The 16,397-nt window shown below is 67.9% G+C and carries 14 protein-coding genes; 3 read left to right on the forward strand and 11 right to left on the reverse strand.

Annotated elements, in window-relative coordinates; translation table 11 throughout:
- Window positions 1-47 precede the first annotated feature (47 nt).
- Window positions 48-662 (forward strand): hypothetical protein, encoded by a 615-nt coding sequence (locus JYJ93_RS05025; RefSeq protein WP_206786934.1) that lies wholly within the window; start codon window positions 48-50, stop codon window positions 660-662.
- Between the two features lie 3 nt (window positions 663-665).
- On the opposite strand, the gene JYJ93_RS05030 is transcribed toward JYJ93_RS05025, so the two are convergent.
- The 8 genes from JYJ93_RS05030 to JYJ93_RS05065 form a co-directional block, all read right to left on the reverse strand.
- Entirely contained in the window at window positions 666-1,358 is a 693-nt protein-coding gene (locus tag JYJ93_RS05030) for a phytanoyl-CoA dioxygenase family protein (RefSeq protein ID WP_242543674.1), read from the reverse strand.
- A 48-nt stretch (window positions 1,359-1,406) separates the two neighbouring features.
- Window positions 1,407-2,321, reverse strand: coding sequence for a trypsin-like peptidase domain-containing protein (locus tag JYJ93_RS05035; RefSeq protein WP_206786935.1), 915 nt, complete (start codon window positions 2,319-2,321; stop codon window positions 1,407-1,409).
- 12 nt (window positions 2,322-2,333) lie between these two features.
- On the reverse strand, window positions 2,334-3,224 hold the full coding sequence (locus tag JYJ93_RS05040; RefSeq protein WP_206786936.1) for a trypsin-like peptidase domain-containing protein: 891 nt from the start codon (window positions 3,222-3,224) through the stop codon (window positions 2,334-2,336).
- A 523-nt stretch (window positions 3,225-3,747) separates the two neighbouring features.
- Window positions 3,748-4,611 carry an ROK family protein gene (locus JYJ93_RS05045; protein ID WP_206786937.1) on the reverse strand — a complete coding sequence of 288 codons (864 nt, stop codon included), beginning with the start codon at window positions 4,609-4,611 and terminating at the stop codon, window positions 3,748-3,750.
- Complete coding sequence (locus JYJ93_RS05050; RefSeq protein ID WP_206786938.1) at window positions 4,608-5,801, reverse strand: nucleotide disphospho-sugar-binding domain-containing protein; 1,194 nt, start codon at window positions 5,799-5,801, stop codon at window positions 4,608-4,610. Before JYJ93_RS05050 ends, JYJ93_RS05045 begins: the two co-directional genes overlap by 4 nt.
- Window positions 5,802-7,217, reverse strand: a complete 1,416-nt coding sequence (locus JYJ93_RS05055; RefSeq protein WP_206786939.1) for an asparagine synthase C-terminal domain-containing protein — start codon at window positions 7,215-7,217, stop codon at window positions 5,802-5,804.
- Between the two features lie 121 nt (window positions 7,218-7,338).
- A complete protein-coding gene (locus JYJ93_RS05060) occupies window positions 7,339-7,914 on the reverse strand; it encodes a hypothetical protein (RefSeq protein ID WP_206786940.1) in 576 nt (191 codons plus the stop codon).
- A gap of 42 nt (window positions 7,915-7,956) precedes the next feature.
- Window positions 7,957-8,559, reverse strand: coding sequence for a hypothetical protein (locus JYJ93_RS05065; protein ID WP_206786942.1), 603 nt, complete (start codon window positions 8,557-8,559; stop codon window positions 7,957-7,959).
- A gap of 105 nt (window positions 8,560-8,664) precedes the next feature.
- On the opposite strand from JYJ93_RS05065, the gene JYJ93_RS05070 reads away from it, so the two are divergent.
- Window positions 8,665-10,578: an ATP-dependent DNA helicase RecQ gene (locus tag JYJ93_RS05070; RefSeq protein WP_330166761.1), complete on the forward strand. Its 1,914-nt coding sequence runs from the start codon at window positions 8,665-8,667 to the stop codon at window positions 10,576-10,578.
- On the opposite strand, the gene JYJ93_RS05075 is transcribed toward JYJ93_RS05070, so the two are convergent.
- The 3 genes from JYJ93_RS05075 to JYJ93_RS05085 form a co-directional block, all read right to left on the reverse strand.
- Window positions 10,575-12,167 carry a S8 family serine peptidase gene (locus JYJ93_RS05075; RefSeq protein WP_206786945.1) on the reverse strand — a complete coding sequence of 531 codons (1,593 nt, stop codon included), beginning with the start codon at window positions 12,165-12,167 and terminating at the stop codon, window positions 10,575-10,577. The genes JYJ93_RS05070 and JYJ93_RS05075 overlap by 4 nt on opposite strands.
- Before the next feature lie 106 nt (window positions 12,168-12,273).
- Entirely contained in the window at window positions 12,274-13,089 is an 816-nt protein-coding gene (locus tag JYJ93_RS05080) for a hypothetical protein (RefSeq protein ID WP_206786946.1), read from the reverse strand.
- Window positions 13,086-14,453 (reverse strand): AAA family ATPase, encoded by a 1,368-nt coding sequence (locus tag JYJ93_RS05085; protein WP_206786947.1) that lies wholly within the window; start codon window positions 14,451-14,453, stop codon window positions 13,086-13,088. The genes JYJ93_RS05080 and JYJ93_RS05085 overlap by 4 nt, the downstream gene beginning before the upstream one ends.
- Before the next feature lie 109 nt (window positions 14,454-14,562).
- On the opposite strand from JYJ93_RS05085, the gene JYJ93_RS05090 reads away from it, so the two are divergent.
- The gene (locus JYJ93_RS05090) at window positions 14,563-16,350 is read left to right on the forward strand and encodes a 3'-5' exonuclease (protein WP_206786948.1); all 1,788 of its coding nucleotides are present in this window, start codon (window positions 14,563-14,565) and stop codon (window positions 16,348-16,350) included.
- The last annotated feature ends 47 nt before the right edge of the window (window positions 16,351-16,397 follow it).

The raw sequence follows: 16,397 nt of genomic DNA on the forward strand, positions 1-16,397 counted from the left end.
CGGGCGGCCGCACGGCGGACGGGCCTTGGCGGGCCTAGAGTGCCGCCATGGCCTCCGCCCGCCTTGTGCGTTCCTGCTGCGTCCTGGTGCTGTTGTTCTTCGCGATGCCAGGAGTGGCGCAGGAGAGGCCTGCGCCGGACGCGAAGGCGTGGCTCGCGGAGCACAACGCGGAAGCGGTGCGCGTGAACCAGACCGCGATGGGCATCCTGTTCGGCTGGGCGGTGCTGAACATCGGCACGGGCGTCGCGGGACACTTCGCGAGCGAAGGCGAGACGCGGGCCTTCTTCCAGGCGAACGCGGCCTGGAACGTGGTGAACCTGGTCATCGCGGGGCTCGGCTATCACGGGCAGGCGACGGCGGATCCCGCCTCCTGGGACCTGGCGCGCAGCCTGGCCGAAGGGCAGCGGATGGAGAAGGTGCTGCTCCTCAACGCGGGCCTGGACGTGGGCTACATCGCCTTCGGCGGGTTCCTGTGGGAGCGCGGGATGCGCAAGGACTCGGAGCGCCTGCGAGGCTGGGGCAAGAGCGTGCTCATGCAGGGGGCGTTCCTGCTGGTGTTCGACGGCGTGCTGACGTTCCTCAACGCGAAGCTGAACGGGCAGCTCACGGCGCGCCTGGTGCCCGCGCCGGACGGCGTGGGCTTGGTGCTGACGTGGCCGTGAGCCTCAGACGCGCGCGTGCCATTCGAGCCCGCCAGGCAGGGGCCGTGCCGCGAACTCCAGGTGGATGACCCGGCGGTGCGCGGGAACGCGTGCCGGTGACGAGGCGTGCAGCAGCAGGGGCCGCATCACCAGCAGGCCGCAGCGGGGCACGAGGCAGTCCACGGGGACACTTCGTTCGAGCCACCCCGGGATGCTCGAAGTGGAGAGACGACCTTCCCGGTGTGAGCCCGCGAGCACGCGCACGGGGCCGTTGTCCTCTCCGCAGTCGTCCAGGTGGACGCGCACCGCGACCATGGCCTCCAGGACGGACGTGGGCGGCTGCACGCATGGCACACCGGCCTTCTCCGACCAGGGACTGAAGCCGGGCACGTCGCGACGCTCGCGCACGGCGACGGTGAGATCCTGGTGCCAGATGACCTTCCAGTTCGCGTCCGGCGTCTTGTCGAACAGCAGGCCTCGCACCGCGAAGCAGTGCGGGCCCAGGACGGACTCGGCGGCTTCGCGCACCGGACCTGAACGGGCCAGCTCCCGGACGGCGGGCACGTTCTCCAGAAGGTTGCGCACGCCGCCTCTCCGCTGGGAGGACGCGGCCTCTTCATTCACGCGACGCAGGGCCTGGAGCAGTGCGTCCGCGGTGGCGGGCGTGATTCCGTGCGGGAGGATGGCGAAGCCCTCGCGCTCGATGCGTTCGGCCATGTCGTGCGCCTGCAATGAGGACATCGTGGGGCGCAGTATAGCGGTGGCTCAGGCCGCCACCGGTTCGCGGCGGTGGCGGGCCCGGGCGGAGACGTCCTTGCGGCGGCCCTTGCGCAGCACGTCCAGGTGCACCTCTTCCTCGGAGGCGAGCGCCATCAATCGCTGCAGGTCGTCCACGCTGTTGACCGGCCGGCTGTTGATGCCGAGCAGCAGGTCGTCTGGCTGGAGACCCGCGTCGTCCGCGGGCGTGCCCTCCTGCACCTTCAACACGCGCACGGCTCGCGGCTGGCCGGTGTCCTTCGCGAGCGCGGGCTCCAGGTTCACCGCCGTGGCGGCGATGCCCAGGAACTTCCGCTCCACCCGGCCTCGCTGGATGAGCAGGCTCGCGACCCAGGCCGCCGTGGTGGCGCTCACCGCGAAACCAATCCCCTGCGCGAACGGCAGCACCAACGTGTTCAGCCCCACCACGCGCCCTCGCGTGTCGAGCAACGGCCCGCCGGAGTTGCCCGGGTTGATGGCCGCGTCCGTCTGGAGCATCCCCTCCAGGATGACGCCGTCGGGCAGCGTGATGCTGCGGTTGATGGCGCTCACCACGCCCAGCGACACCGACTGCTCCAGGCGGAAGGGATTGCCAATGGCCATCACCAATTGCCCCACCCGCACCGTCTCCGGATCCGCGAGCGGCAGCGTGGGGAAGTCATCGCCCTCCGCGCGCACCACCGCGAGGTCCGTGGGGGCATCCGCGCCCACCAGCGTGGCCCGCCGCTCCTCGCCGTTGTGGAGCTGCACGGTGAGGCGCTTGGGCGTGCGCATCACCACGTGCCGGTTGGTGAGCACGTAGCCGTCCGGCGTGAGGAACAGGCCGGTGCCGTGGCCGCGCGCGTGCTCCACGCCCACCACGGCAGGAGCCGCGCCGGCCACCAGCCCTTCCAGGTCATCCGAGAGTTGCTGCAACAGTTTCATCGCCGGCTCCTTTCAAGAACGCTTGCCCACGGTGATGGGCACCTCGCGCAGTTCGCCCGCGCGCAACACCTTCGCCTGGATGGACGCGCCCACCTTCTCGTCGCCCAGGTAGCCCAGCAGGTCCTCCACGCCGTGCAGCGACTGGCCGCCCAGGCTCACCAGCACGTCGCCCAGCAGCAGCCCGGCCTTCTGCGCCGGACCCTCCGGATCCACGGAGAGCAGGATGAGGCCCGCCTTCGTGCCTTCGATTTCACGCGGCAGGCGCACCGGGTAGGCGCCCACGCCCAGGTAGCCGCGGCGGATGCCGCCGTGTTCACGCAGTGCGTTCACCACGCGGGTCAGCGTGCCGCCGGGAATCACGACCGCGGCGGTGCGGGAGAAGGCCGCGGTGGGGATGCCCAGGAAGCGGCCCTGCGCGTCCACCAGCGCGCCGCCGGAGAAGCCCGGAGGCAGGTCCGCGTCGGTCTCCAGGTAGCGGTCCACCTGGCCGCCCGCGTGCGTGCGCCAGTCGCCGCCGAACGCGCTGACGATGCCCAGCGTGGCCCGCGCCGTGCGCCCCGGCCGGCCAATGGCCAGCACGATGTGGCCCACCTTCACGTCATCGAGCGGCGCGGGCGCGAGCGCGGTCAATCCACTCGCATCGGCCTTGAGGAGCGCGAGGTCGGTGCTCGGGTCTCGGCCGACGAGCTCGGCGGACACCGAGCGGCCGTCCGCGAGGCCCACCTGGATGGAGCCCTCGTGTTCCACGGCGTGGCTGGTGGTGAGGATGTGACCGTCGGCGTCCCAGACGACGCCGCTGGCGCCCCGGCGACGGCGGGCCTCGACGCGGACGAGGGAGGGAGCGATGCGCTCGACGACGGTGGAGATGGACTGCGAGAGGGACTGGAGGGCGTCGGTGGACATGGCGTGTTCCTTTCGAGCCTGAAACTAAAGGGCTCGAAATCGCGCCACATCGGCGGACCGGGCAGGACGGCGACCTACCCATTCAGGCAGGACGCCCCTCCTTCCGGAGAGGGACCCGCCCGTTCATCCAGGCACTGCGACGAACAGGCTCCAACCGGAGCGGGGCTGCTCCGGCATTCAGCGCGTGAATGCCACCGGCATGACTCGGAGGTCTGAACGCATCTCCATCAGTCGACGCCTGGAGCGGTGCAAAAAGGTCCCGGCCCATCGGTAAAAGCTTCCCCGCCGCACTGCTCTCCGCTTGGGCAGTCCGAAGTCTCTTCGCACGCCCGCTGACAGGTACCTGAACCGGGTGTCAGCGACCAGAACATGCAATCCAGTTCCTCCCTACACTCGGCGCTGCTCTTGCAGTTCCCTCCCTCTTGAACATGAACCGGGGCCATCTTGGGACCACGGCTCACAGCACAGGAAGAGAGGAGAATCAGCAGCCCCAGCAAAGGCCATTCGGGTTTCATGTTCTGACCTATCGTCGACCCCTGTCGAGCAGGGCCCCACCCGGCCCGAAGCCCAGGGACAGGCACAGCACGCGGCGTCCCTTCACCTGCGGGGCTCGCCGCGCGGATTCGGCCGCCAGCTCCGCGTCGTTGAGCACGAGCACCGGGCCTCCCGTGTCCGGCAGGCCCGCTTGGGCGAGGATGTCCGGGACCAGGGAGGCCGTGCCCTCGAAGCCGTAGGTGCAGCCTCCGGGCATCAGGGCCTCATCCAGTGGACACGGCAATGCCAGACACAGCGCATCCGGCGGCTCGCGGCTGTCCTCCGCGAGGAACGTCCGCAGCGCTCCCGCGATGAACGCCACCGTGTCCCGGATGTGATGGCCGTCCGCTGGACGCGGCTGACCGATGAACAGCGGGGGCAGGGTGGAGAGGTTCCGTTCAACGACACGCGTGGCTCCGGCCCGCGCGAGCTTGATGCTCGTCTGGCCCACGTCCACGCAGAGCGGACTCCGCGCGCCCTGGGCTTCCAGCATGCGCAGCCCCGCGCGCACGGGGGCGAAGCGCGGTGACAACGCGATGTGCACCGGGCGGCGCAGCGATGCCGTGGCGTCCCTCAGCGCGGCGGGAAAGCCGTCCAGCTCCGCCAGGCCTCCACTCAGGTATGCCGCGTCCGGAGCGTGCTGCTTCACCAACAGCGCGAGCGCCTCCGCCAGCGGAAGCATCACGCGAGCCGCGAGCGTGGCTCCAGGCACTCCCGCGCGCCGGTCGTCCTCCACCCACGGGGAGCCCAGCAGCTCCCACAGCTCGCGGCCGAACACGGGCAGGTTCCACACCTCCAGCGGTGTGATGCCCTCCGGGTGATGCCGGCGAGGACTCCACCTGGAGCCGCTCATTCCACGAGCCCGGCGATGCGCTCCGCGGCGGTCCTCGCGCCGTCATGCGCACGATAGGAGCGGGAGATCTCCGCCACGCGGTCGCGCATCGGTGACTCCGGTGCGAGCAATCGCGCGATGGCCTCCCGGCACGACTCCACGGTGAGGGTCCTCGGGTCTCGCGCGAGCCCTGCTCCGGACTTCTCCAGGAAGTGTGCCTGCACGGGCTGGTCGTTGCACACCGGCAGCAGCAGCATCGGCACTCCCGCCGTCATCGCCTCCATCACGGAGTTGGCTCCGCCGTGGGAGATGAACGCCGCCGCGCGCTCCAGCACCTGTCGCTGCGGCGTGTAGCGCACCGCCACCACGTCACCGGGCAGCGTGCTCGGGAAGTCCGTGTCCGCCAGCTCGCCCGCGCACAACACCAGCGTCACGCCGAAGGGCTTCGCGGCCTCCGCGATGAGGCGGAACAGCTCCGGCTGATACGAAATCTGACTGCCGAAGGACACGTACAGCACCGGCTTCTCGCCCAGCCGCTCCCAGGGGAAGGGCACCTCGTCACCCCGGGGCTCCGGCGGAATGGAGGGTCCCGCGAGCAGCGTGTCCGCGGGCACTCCCGCGTCCGGGCCCAGGAAGGCCTCGGTGGCGAAGATGACGTTGAGCCGGGGCGACAGGCACTCGCAGGTGCGGAAGCGCGCGTCGAAGCCGTGACGGCGGAACAGCGCCTGACGGTCGTCCTTCAGCGCGCGCACGTTGCGCAGCAGGGGAATCTCCGGCCTCGGCTCCAGCAGCGTGAGCGCGGAGGACACGCCCGCCCACGGGATTCCCTCCGTGTGCGCCGCGAGCACCGCCGCGTACTGCATCCCGTCCAGCGCCATCACGTCCGGACGGAAGGCGCGCACCACCTCGCGCACGGGCTCCAGCGTCGCGGGGACCGAATCCAGCAACAGGCCCCGGATCCACTTCCCCAGCGCCACGTCGTCGAGCACCAGCTTCGCCAGCGCTTCGCCTCCCGTCTCGATGCCCGGCGGCGCGGCTTCGACGTGTGGCAATCGCAGCACCTCCACGCCCAGGGATTCGAGCTGCGGCGCCGGTTCGGGGATGCACAGCCATCCGACGGTGTGCCCCAGGCGGCGCAGCCATTGGGCCACGCCGACCATCGGGTTGAGGTGGCCCTTCTCAGGGGAGGTGGCGATGAGGACTCGGGACATTCAGGGGGGCGCCTTGGTGTGGGCCTGAAGCATGGCCAGGGACATGAGGCGCATCAACAGCCGATCCATCGGTCCGGCCCTCGGGTCGTCGGCCGGCAGTCGGACGTAGCGCTCCAGCAGTCCCAGCACCGCCTTCGAGTCGATGACCTGGAGGGGCTCCAACCGCGCGGGAGACAGCCAGGCGCGATACAGCTCCAGCCAGCGGGACCGCACCGGACTGGAGAGGGCGGTGTGGCCGTACCGGGGCGTCTTGCGCGCGAGGCGGACCTCGTTGGGCACCAGGGCCCGCACCGCGTGCCGGAACAGCCACTTGCCGAACCCGTCCCGCAGCAGCACGGACTCCGGCAGGGCCAGCGCCACCCTCGCGAAGCCTTCATCCAGGTACGGCGTGCGGACCGTGAGTCCATGGGCCCGGGCGCCCCGCAGCTCGGGCGGGAGGATGAGCTCGGCCAGCACCCACTGTGCGTACCGCAGCTCCTCGGTCGGAAGCGCATCCTCCTGGGGCAGCTCCCACGGCGCGGGGAGCCCGGTCCCCAGGTTGTCCACAGGGGGGGCGCGGAGGGCGTGATCGTCGTTTCCGCTCTCGGAAACAGTCCTCAAGTTGTCCACAGGGGTGGAGTCCGCACGAGGACCCACGGCTTGATCGGCGCCGTGATTCCCAGAGGGGATGGATGGCTTTGATTCCTGATCGCCTTCCAGCGCTTCGGACCGCGCCCCTCCCGAGTTGTCCACAGCCCCCCGTGCCGCTCCATGATCGTGCGAGCCGGCTCGGGACGGCGCCCACGAGTTGTCCACAGGCGCCAGGACCCGCGCGGCCAGGGCCCGGTCCTCATCCACGCGCGCCTTCGCCGAGGCGAGCACGCCCGGCGTGCCCTTGAGCACTTCATCCGCTCCCGCGCCGCTCAGGAGGACGGGGCCCGCGCCCTGCCGCCGGGCCTCCAGGTAGAACACGGAGCTGGCCACGGCGCGGGCGTTGAGGATGGCCGTCTGGTTGGCGAGGACCGCGTGCTCGAACAGGTCCGGGAGCACGGCGTCCGGGATGATCACGTCCACCAGCTCCGCGCCCGTCACCTTCGCCATCCGTTGCGCGTTGCTCCGCTCCACCGCGTCCGCGAAGTGCACGTCCATGGTCCACGCGCGCACCTGCCCGGGGGCGTGCCGCGCGGCCATCGCGCACAGGGCCGCGCTGTCCACGCCGCCGCTCAGGCTCACCTCGCGCGTGCCCGCTTCCACATGCGCCCTCACGGTGTCGGACCAGACGGACAGCAGCCGCGCCGCGAGCGCTTCCTCGTCGTGTCCCTCCGCTTCACGAATGACGCGAGGGAGCGCCACGTCGAGGATCGCGCCCGCGTTGGACGCGCGGGCATGCAACAGCAGGTCGCTCACCGCCCGGAGCGACAGGCCGCGCGCGGGCATTCTTTCCGGGGCGGGAGCCTTGGGAACGCGGGAGGGCATGCGGCCCGCATCATAGGGGCCTTGCCCTGCCGTGGCCTCCGCTGTCCCTGCCCATGTCAGAGGGCAGGGACCGGAGGCCCGCTCACTGGGGGAGCGTCAGGGTGAGCGTCGCCAGACCACTGGTCTGCGTCAGCCCTTGTTCAGAGAGGCAGCCCTGCGTCACATCCTCGTTGACGTAGGTCAGGGTCCGGACGGCGACCGCGCCCTTGTACTTCCCTTCGGTCACCGAGCCCACGCCGACCAGGACCGTGGACGCTCCCTGCGCTTCGACCCGCGTCTGGCTCAGGACCACCTTCGAGGTGCCCCCATTTCCCCAGGAGAAGGTGGCCTCCGTCTTCGCGAAGGGTTTGAGGAGATCCGTGCAGGTCAGCCCCGGGAAGAGCTGGGTCTTCGTGGGCGCCGCCGCGGTCGTGCGCTGGAGCGAGGGGAGGAGCACGCAGTTGGGGAGGTCGACGTTGGCGGTGTGGGTGATGTCCTGGGGTTCGTTCTTCAACCCAGGGGAGAAGGTGAAGGTGCTGGTGCCGACGCACGACACGTTGAGCGTGGGCAGTGGGAGGACGGACGCTGACGGAGTGGGGGCGCTCTGAGCGGATGCGTGCGCCGTCAGCGCCGCCAGACACGCGACAAGAAGGAAACGGAAGGGGGTGCGTGGTTGCATGTGAGACCTCCGAGGGACGGGTTGCGGACGTGACAGGCTGTTTCAGGGCGTGCTGGCAGGCGGCGCGACCGGTGTGCTCGGCAGCGCCAGGACGAGCGTCGCCATGCCAGTGGTTTGTTTGAGCCCTTCCGCGGAGAGGCACCCCTGGGCGATGTCCACGTTCGCGTAGGTGAGCGTCCGCGTCGCGAGCGCATTCAGGTACCGGCCCGCCGTCACCGTGCCCGTGCCGATGAGGAGCGTCGTCGCGCCCTCGACCTCGACACGGGTCTGGGTGAGGGACACGGTCGAGAAGCCTCCATCGTTCCAGAAGAAGGTGGCCTCCGTCGCGAAGAAGGGCCGGATGAGCTCCAGGCAGGAGAGGCCCTGACGCAACACATTGCCCGTGTCCGCGTACGCGGAGGTGAACAGGCCCAAGCGCCCTGGCAGGCAGAGGGGGAGGTTGGTGGTGGAGCGATAGGTGATGTCTCGAGGCGTGTTCGTCAGGCCCGGATTGTAGGTGGTGGTGCTTGACCCCAGCAGACAGCTGACGAGCGGTGTCTGGAGGCTGGCGGACTCGGGAGCGTCTGGCGTGGAGGCCGTGGCCACCGAAGCCATCAGGCAGGAGGCGGGAACGAGGCCCTTCAGGAAGAGGGTTCGCAGGGGCATGGGCAGTCTCCGGGAAAGAGAACCTCACGGTCAGGATGGAAGCGTTGGGAGGCCACCGGCCTCACGGGGAGGGTGCGATATCCTCCTGGGATGAGGACGGATGCGGTGGATGTGGTGTTGCGGGAGCGCTTCGGGCTGGAGTCCTTCCGGCCCGGACAGCGCGAGGTGCTCACGAAGCTGCTCGAGCCCCACGGCTCCGCGCTCGCGGTGTTCCCCACGGGCGGCGGCAAGTCGCTGTGCTACCAGCTCCCCGCGCTGCTCTTCGAAGGGCTCACGGTGGTGGTGTCACCGCTCATCGCGTTGATGAAGGATCAAATCGACGCGCTGGAGCGGCGGGGCATCCGCGCCGCGCGGTTGGACTCGTCCCTGTCGCTGGAGGAGTCACGCGAGGTGACGGAGTCCCTGCGAGACGGGACGCTGAAGCTCCTCTATGTGGCCCCCGAGCGCTTCAACAACGAGCGCTTCATGGGGCTCTTGAGCGAGCTCCCCATCTCCCTCTTCGCGGTGGACGAAGCGCACTGCGTCTCCGAGTGGGGCCACAACTTCCGGCCGGACTACCTCAAGCTCGCGCAGGCGGCCCGCACGCTCCAGGCCGAGCGCATCCTGGCGCTCACCGCCACGGCCACGCCGCAGGTGGTGCACGACATCTGCGAGGGCTTCGGCATCCCGGAGTCACACGCGGTCGTCACCGGCTTCTACCGGAACAACCTCACGCTGGAGACCACGCCCACGGGGCCGGAGGCGCGAGATGCCCTGCTGGTGGAGCGGCTCAAGTCGCGCCCGCCCGGCACCACCATCGTCTACGTCACGCTTCAGAAGACGGCGGAGCGCGTGGCGGCGCTCCTGAGCGCGGAGGGCCTGCCCGCCAGCGCCTACCACGCGGGCCTGGAATCCGAGGACCGCGAGCGGGTGCAGGAGGCGTGGACCCACTCCGACAAGGGCATCGTCGTGGCGACCATCGCGTTCGGGATGGGCATCGACAAGGCGAACGTGCGCGCCGTGTATCACTACAACCTGCCCAAGGGCCTGGAGAGCTACAGCCAGGAGATCGGCCGCGCGGGCCGTGACGGCAAGCCCTCCGTGGTGGAGTTGCTCGCGTGCCCGGATGACGTGCCCACGCTGGAGAACTTCGCGCTCGGGGACACGCCGCTGCCGGAGGCGCTGACGGCGCTGGTGAAGGAGCTGCTGTCCTCGGGGCCGGAGCTGCAGCTGGACATGTACGCGCTGGGCAACCGCCATGACCTGCGGCCCCTGGTGCTGCGCACGGCGCTGACGTACCTGGAGTTGGAGGGCGTGCTGCGCCAGGGCACGCCGTTCTACGCGGGCTACAAGGTGCAGCCAGCGGGCTCGGTGGAGGCGCTCATCGGGAAGTTCCAGGGGGAGCGCGCGCGCTTCGTGAAGGACCTGTTCGCGCACGCGAAGAAGGGACGCACCTGGTACACGTTCGACCCCGCCGAAGTCGCGAAGGCGCTGGACCAGCCGAGAGACCGGGTGGTGAAGGCGCTCGATTACTTCCAGGAGCAGGGCTACGCGGAGGTGCAGGTGGCCGAACCGCGTCAGCGCTACACGCGGCTGCGCGAGCACGAGGACGCGAAGGCGCTCGTGGCCCTGTTGCAGGAGCGCTTCCTGAAGCGAGAGGTCCAGGAGGTGTCACGCGTGCGCGACGTACTCCGGCTCGTCACGCACGACGGCTGTCAGAGCAACGCGCTGGTGGCCCACTTCGGAGAGCAGCGCGAAGCTCCGTGCGGCCACTGCACGTACTGCCGCACGGGCGTGGCGCGCGTGCTGCCGCCGCCGCATCCGCGGCCGGACCTGCGCGAACAGCTGGACGTGGCCACGTTCCATTCGCTCGTGGCGAAGCACCCGGAGGCGCTGGGGTATCCCAGGCAGGCGGCGCGCTTCCTCTGCGGGCTGAGCAGCCCCGCGCTCTCCAAGGCGAAGCTCGGCGGACACAAGCTCTTCGGCGTCCTGACCGAACATCCATTCGCCCAGGTGCTGGCGTTCTGTGAAGCGCGCTAACCGATCGCGGCCCGCAGGCTCGGAGAGAAGGGGGGCAGGGCGGCTTGAGCACGCGCCTTGAGCGCCTGACGCTCTCCGCCTGCCCCTTCCTGGAGGGCCCGGCGGAAGGGGGCATCGGTGAGCGCCCAGAAGCGCAGCTCGCGCCCGAACTCCGAATCGAGCCGCACCGCCTTCTGTTCATCGACCCCGAGCGTGGTCGCGAGGCCTCTCAGGACGTCGGCTTGCTGGAGGCCGCTGAAGGTCGAGGCCACGGTGTCCGAGGACTCGCGGAGAAGCGCCCTCGTGGTGAACGACTCCAGCTCCGTCACGTCCGGGAGCGGGGCTTCGAGGCACGCCTTCGCGTTGACGAGGCCCGCGCCCCACGCGAGCTGACTCTGGGGCCAGCTGTCACAGGTGGCGCGGAGCACATGGCGGAAGACCTGCGCGAGCGTCGGCCCTCCCCGGTACTTCGCGAGCAGTTCGTCCCGGCCATGGTGCGCCAGCCAGAGCGCGGCGATCCCCGCGACGGTCGCGGTCGCATAGGACGTGCCGCTGCTCTGCCCGACCTTGTCGTCGGGCTGCGCCACCCAGACGTTCTCGCCCGGGCCGGTGGCGTCGACGGCCTTGCCAAAGGCGGAGAAGGCCCAGGGCTGCGCGCTCGCGTTGCACGCGGCCATCGCGACGACTTCGTCATACGCGCCCGGCCAGACGACGATGGGCCCCGTGTAGTTGCCCGCGGCGGCGATGACGATGATGTTCTCCCGCACGGCCTGCTGGATGATCCGGTGCAGGCCGGCATTGGGCAGCCACCCGAGGCTGATGCTGATGACGTGGACCCGCCGCTGGATGGCGAACCCGATGGCGTCGCGCAGCCGGTCGACGCCCACGTTGAACAGCACCGGCGAGGGAACGAAGAGCGTGGGCTTCGAGACGCGCAGCGGGACGACCTCGGCCTTCGGCGCGACGCCATCCACGAACAGCTTCGGGCCGTCCACGCTCGGGTCGTTGTAGGGGCTCGACATGACGCTCGCGGTGCCCAGCCCGTGGCCTCCGCCCGGGTTCTCCGTCGTGGGGTCATCGTCGATGAAGTCCCAGCCCAATCTTGGCGTGAAGTTCGGTCCCAGCTCGGGGTGGGGCAGGTAGCCGCTGTCCGGATGGCCGATGAGGATGCCCTCGCCCTGGCTCGCGCCGCCGGCCAGGGTCCACGCCTCATCCGCCCTCACGAAGCGTGGGCTCCAATCGCAATCGTGCTCGTTGAACGCCCCCGGCCTGGCCTCCACCCGCTGCGCCTTGAGAAGCGTGGGCGCCGTGTCGGTGGCCTCGGTCTGCTCCGCATAGACTGCCTCGAAGGCAGGATCCGCGTCCTCCACGCTCGGGTCTGCCCGGAGGCGGCGCGCCAGCTCCCACGCCTCTGCCGGCTCGATGATGCCTGGAGGCAGGAGGTCGAACGAGCGGCCGGTGGGCTCGAACGGCACCGGGCGGATGATCCACTGCGCCGCGCCGATGAGCGCCGCCGCGGTCTTTTCCAGGGAGGCCCGGTCGAAACCCTCACGCAGGAGGACATCGAGGGTGCGGAGCTTCGAGGACTCGAATTGCTCGGGCGGCGCCATGGGAGCGCACCTGTATCCCTGGGACTCGTGGCGGGATACGGGCCCCCGGGGCGGTGGGTGCGTGAACAGTTGGACGTAGGCGACCTGCAAGCCACCAAGCGAGCGACTACGTTGATGTCACTGGCGCGGTGTACGTCTGCTGGAGCGCTTCACACAGCTCTTCGTCCTGTCGGAAATCGTCCACGACCGACGCGAACGAGCAGCCAGCGGCATACACATCGCGCGTAGGGAATGCCTCGGATGCAAGCGTGTGGTTGTGCTTCGCGCCCAGGCAAACTCGTTCCTTGGGCTTGCTTACTTCATCGAGTGCGTGCCGCTCTTGCTCCCAGCGCTGGAACTGGTCGGCATCACGCCCGCCGTAATGTCGTTCGCAAAGCCGGATGGCTTCGCGGGTGTTTTGAAAGAGCCAGGCTTCAATGCTGTAGAACGGGACGATCCGCTTGAGGCGCTTCATCCGCTGGCGCGCTTGGGCTTCGACCTCCCGCTGCGCGACGGGCGTGGCGGCGCGTCCTGCGAGGGCCGAAAGCTGCTCGACGATGAGCCTGTAGACCTTCGCCTCGATGAGTTGGCTGAACTTCGCCATGTTTTCACTCGATGCGCGTTCAGACCAGGGCCGATCTCCATCGAAATGAAAGAATGCCCAGCCGTGCTCTCGCATGAGCTGAGTTGCCAGGGTCCTGACCAGTTCTACCTGGTTGCGACGGTCGCGAGCCTTGTCACTCTTCCACACATTCGCATGAAGGGCTCTGAGCGCTTCCTCCTGGCGAACAGGTTCAAAGGAAAGACGGGCAGGCTGTGTCCGAGTGTACGCATCGACTTGCTTCAAGATCTCCTTCGCAAGCCGCTCAAGGGTGTCGAAGGCGTCGCTCCCAGAGTCCTCGCTCAAGAGCAGGACAGATAAGGCGGGCTGCGAGGGGCTCACCACAACCCTCGGGTTCGCAGGATCTCGCTGACGTGCTGGATGCCCACCTGGTACGCATCGAAGAAGCCCTGGGCCTCTTCTGCGGACATGTTTTCCCAGGTCAATTGAGTTCGCTCATCCTGTGTCACATTACGGCAGAGGACAAAGGAGGATTGGACCTCTTTAGCTGTTTCAAATGACAGATAGTCAAGTAGCAATGGGTTCTGGCTTGTCAGGAAGGCCTGTCGGCTACTCAGGTCTTCCAGGCACGCCTCAATCCATTCATGATGCATGCCGTTCACGAGTTCATCGGCAACAACGACTGGTGAGGTGAACGCCAGTTGGTAGTAAAAGGCGAGGAGCCGCTTCTGTCCGTAACTTAGATGGGAGTAGGACAGGATTGATCTGTCTCGCCTGGAGAACTCAAACCGAAGATTCCCGAAGTCGACTTCCTCGGTATATCCGATGGGGCGGCGTGCCGTTCGCGCGAGCTTGGCATTTGCAACATCCAACCCCACAAGGCGAATAAACTTGCTTAAGAACTCAGCGGTGTCGTCTTTGGTGCTGAGGCGGATTTCATCCGCATCATTGTGCTGGGTGAGTTGAACGTTGGCCTGTCCAAGGATGGACACGGGGCAGTCACCAAAGAAGAGGAGTCCTCCCCTTAGCTGTCCTGGCTGAGGAATGTTACGTGCAGAAAAGAGGCGTGAATTGGAAATGGCTTGCGTCAAAAGCTCAAGCGACTCGTCCAGGCGCTTGACGGAGTAATTGACCCCGAACACGGTCATCAGCCGTGCTGCAGCGGGGCCGTAGGACTCGCCAGAATCCGCCAACTGGATGCTCGATACGATATCTGGAAGATTCGCGATGTCGGACGGGCCAACGAAAAAGTCCGTGAGTTCCTTGAGGACTTTCTCGGGTGTGCGAATGACGACTCGCTCCCCTTCGAAACTGACGGTGATCGGAGGAGTGAAGTTAGGGCCGGAGAGGGTGATTTCGCCAATCACAGAAGGCCGTGCGCCTGAGTTGGCTCGGGTAAGCACCGAGTCACCCCAGCCTGTGCCTTGCCCGCTCAAGGAAGCCCAGCCCCAGACAGTGCCCTGTCCACTTGGTGGAGGGAAGCCCACCGAGGAGAACCGAAGGGTATTGCGCAGGCGGACCTCAATCCGGTCCTGGTCTGCTTCCAGTTCGTATTCGAGTTGGAAGGGCTCCTCCAGGATCTCAGTGAAGTCCCCGCGCAACGCCATGACGATGAGGTTCAACAGCGTCGTCTTGCCGCTGCCGTTCTTGCCCAGGAGGAGATTGAGGGAATCGCGGAAGTGAAGCTCCGTGCCTGCGGCGACGTGCCGGAATTCTTCAATTTTGAGTCTTCTCAGTTTCGTCATGGGCCGGGCCACCCTAGCAGGAGCCCAGTACGCGGTGGATGGGAACCCTGAGTCCAGGTGCTTCAAGGTGGAGTTGTCCACCTTGGCTCCCAGGAGGCAGACTTTCCGTATGGCGACGCTGATCCCCTCCCTGAACCAGTGCCTCTCGCGGATGCAGGCCGGGGAGAAGCGGTTTGCTCGCCGATTGGAGGAGAAGCTCGAGGACGACTACCTGCTCTGGTACGACGTCCCCATCGGTGGCACGGGTCACCATCCGGACTTCATCGTCCTGCATCCGCGCCGGGGGCTGCTGGTCCTCGAAGTGAAGGATTGGAAGCGCGACACCCTCCAGACCATCGACAAGGCACGAGCGGTCCTGGTGACGCAAACCGGCCTCAAGGAGGTGGCCAACCCCTTTGAGCAGTCCCGTATCTACGTCCAGGAGATCGCGACGCTGCTTCAGCGCGATCCCATGCTCGTGAACCCCGAGGGTCCGCACCGGGGCCGGCTCGTCCTGCCCTGGAGCCATGGGGTCGTCCTCTCCAACATCACCCGGAAGCAGTTCGACGAGGGCGACCTGGGAAAGGTGCTGCCTCCCTCGCGCGTCATCTGCCGGGATGAAATGGGGGAAGACGTCGACCCCGAGCGGTTCCAGAAGCGGCTCTGGGACATGTTCCCCTGGTCCCCCTCGCAGCCCATCTCACTGCCGCAACTGGACCGGATCCGCTGGCACATCTTCCCCGAGCTTCGGATTGGCAGCGGCCCGCTTGCCCGTTCCGCGCCGGTGCAGGCCGAGCTGGAGCTTTCGGTTCCGGACCTCATCCGCATCATGGACCTCCAGCAGGAGCAGCTGGCTCGCAGCCTGGGGGAAGGGCACCGGGTCATCCACGGAGTCGCTGGCTCCGGCAAGACGATGATCCTGGGCTATCGCTGCTTGCAGTTGGCCCGAGCGCTCCATCGCCCCATCCTCGTCCTCTGCTTTGGGAAGCCGCTCTATGGCTGGCTGGAGCAGTTGCTGCGCGCCCAGGGGCTCTCAGGGCAAGTGGTCATCCAGACCTTTCATGCCTGGTGCTACGCCCAGCTCCGCCACTTCCACGTGGGACTTCCACCCCAGGGGCTGCCGTCCGGTGAGTTCGTCGAGCAGCTCGTCCAGCGGGTCATCGCCGCCGTGGATCGGGGTCTCATTCCCCGGGCGCAGTACGGAGCCGTGCTCATCGACGAAGGGCACGACTTCCAACCGGAGTGGTTCAAGCTCATCTCCCAGATGGTGGACCCGAGCACGAACTCGCTCCTGCTGCTCTACGACGACGCCCAAGCCATCTATCCGCACAAGCGGTTCAGCTTCCGGAGCGTGGGCATCCAGGCCCAGGGCCGTACCACCATCCTGCGACTGAACTACCGCAACACCGCAGACATCCTTCAATTCGCCGCCGACTTCGCGCGGGAGGTGCTGACTCCCAACGACGCGGATGAAGATGGCGTTCCGCTCGTCCAACCCCAATCCGCGGGACGCCGCGGGCCTGTGCCGAAGGTCGTCACGCTGCCCAACCTGCATGAAGAGCTGCGATACATCGGGGGACGCTTCCAGCAGCTTCATGACGAAGGCCACGCCTGGAATGAGATGGCCTTGCTCTATCGCAGTGCGGACATCGGTCAGCGTGCCGTTCAGCGCCTGAGCCACATGGGCATTCCCCTGCAGTGGGTGGGCAAGGGCTCTGGCCAATCCGCCTTCAAGTCCTCCGAGGCCAGCGTCAAGGTCCTGACGTTCCACTCCAGCAAGGGGCTGGAGTTTCCTGTCGTCGCCATTCCCCGCCTCAAGCGCCCGGCACCCGAGCGGCCGGATGCCAAGGAGGAAGCCCGGCTGCTCTATGTGGCAATGACCCGTGCCATGGATCAGCTCGTCTTGACCGAGAGCTGACGGCCGACCGCTCCGGCACTTCTTCCTGATTCAGGGAGTAGACTCCC

The sequence above is a fragment of the Corallococcus sp. NCSPR001 genome (assembly GCF_017309135.1).
Classification (GTDB): Bacteria; Myxococcota; Myxococcia; order Myxococcales; family Myxococcaceae; genus Corallococcus.

What these genes read in the sequence shown, in the direction of transcription:
- JYJ93_RS05050 (WP_206786938.1), bottom strand. Translation starts at nt 5,801, where the DNA reads ATGTCCCGAGTCCTCATCGCCACCTCCCCTGAGAAGGGCCACCTCAAC.
- JYJ93_RS05075 (WP_206786945.1), bottom strand. Translation starts at nt 12,167, where the DNA reads ATGGCGCCGCCCGAGCAATTCGAGTCCTCGAAGCTCCGCACCCTCGAT.
- JYJ93_RS05045 (WP_206786937.1), bottom strand. Translation starts at nt 4,611, where the DNA reads ATGAGCGGCTCCAGGTGGAGTCCTCGCCGGCATCACCCGGAGGGCATC.
- JYJ93_RS05085 (WP_206786947.1), bottom strand. Translation starts at nt 14,453, where the DNA reads ATGACGAAACTGAGAAGACTCAAAATTGAAGAATTCCGGCACGTCGCC.
- JYJ93_RS05090 (WP_206786948.1), top strand. Translation starts at nt 14,563, where the DNA reads ATGGCGACGCTGATCCCCTCCCTGAACCAGTGCCTCTCGCGGATGCAG.
- JYJ93_RS05060 (WP_206786940.1), bottom strand. Translation starts at nt 7,914, where the DNA reads ATGCAACCACGCACCCCCTTCCGTTTCCTTCTTGTCGCGTGTCTGGCG.
- JYJ93_RS05065 (WP_206786942.1), bottom strand. Translation starts at nt 8,559, where the DNA reads ATGCCCCTGCGAACCCTCTTCCTGAAGGGCCTCGTTCCCGCCTCCTGC.
- JYJ93_RS05030 (WP_242543674.1), bottom strand. Translation starts at nt 1,358, where the DNA reads ATGGCCGAACGCATCGAGCGCGAGGGCTTCGCCATCCTCCCGCACGGA.
- JYJ93_RS05040 (WP_206786936.1), bottom strand. Translation starts at nt 3,224, where the DNA reads ATGTCCACCGACGCCCTCCAGTCCCTCTCGCAGTCCATCTCCACCGTC.
- JYJ93_RS05055 (WP_206786939.1), bottom strand. Translation starts at nt 7,217, where the DNA reads ATGCCCGCGCGCGGCCTGTCGCTCCGGGCGGTGAGCGACCTGCTGTTG.
- JYJ93_RS05025 (WP_206786934.1), top strand. Translation starts at nt 48, where the DNA reads ATGGCCTCCGCCCGCCTTGTGCGTTCCTGCTGCGTCCTGGTGCTGTTG.
- JYJ93_RS05035 (WP_206786935.1), bottom strand. Translation starts at nt 2,321, where the DNA reads ATGAAACTGTTGCAGCAACTCTCGGATGACCTGGAAGGGCTGGTGGCC.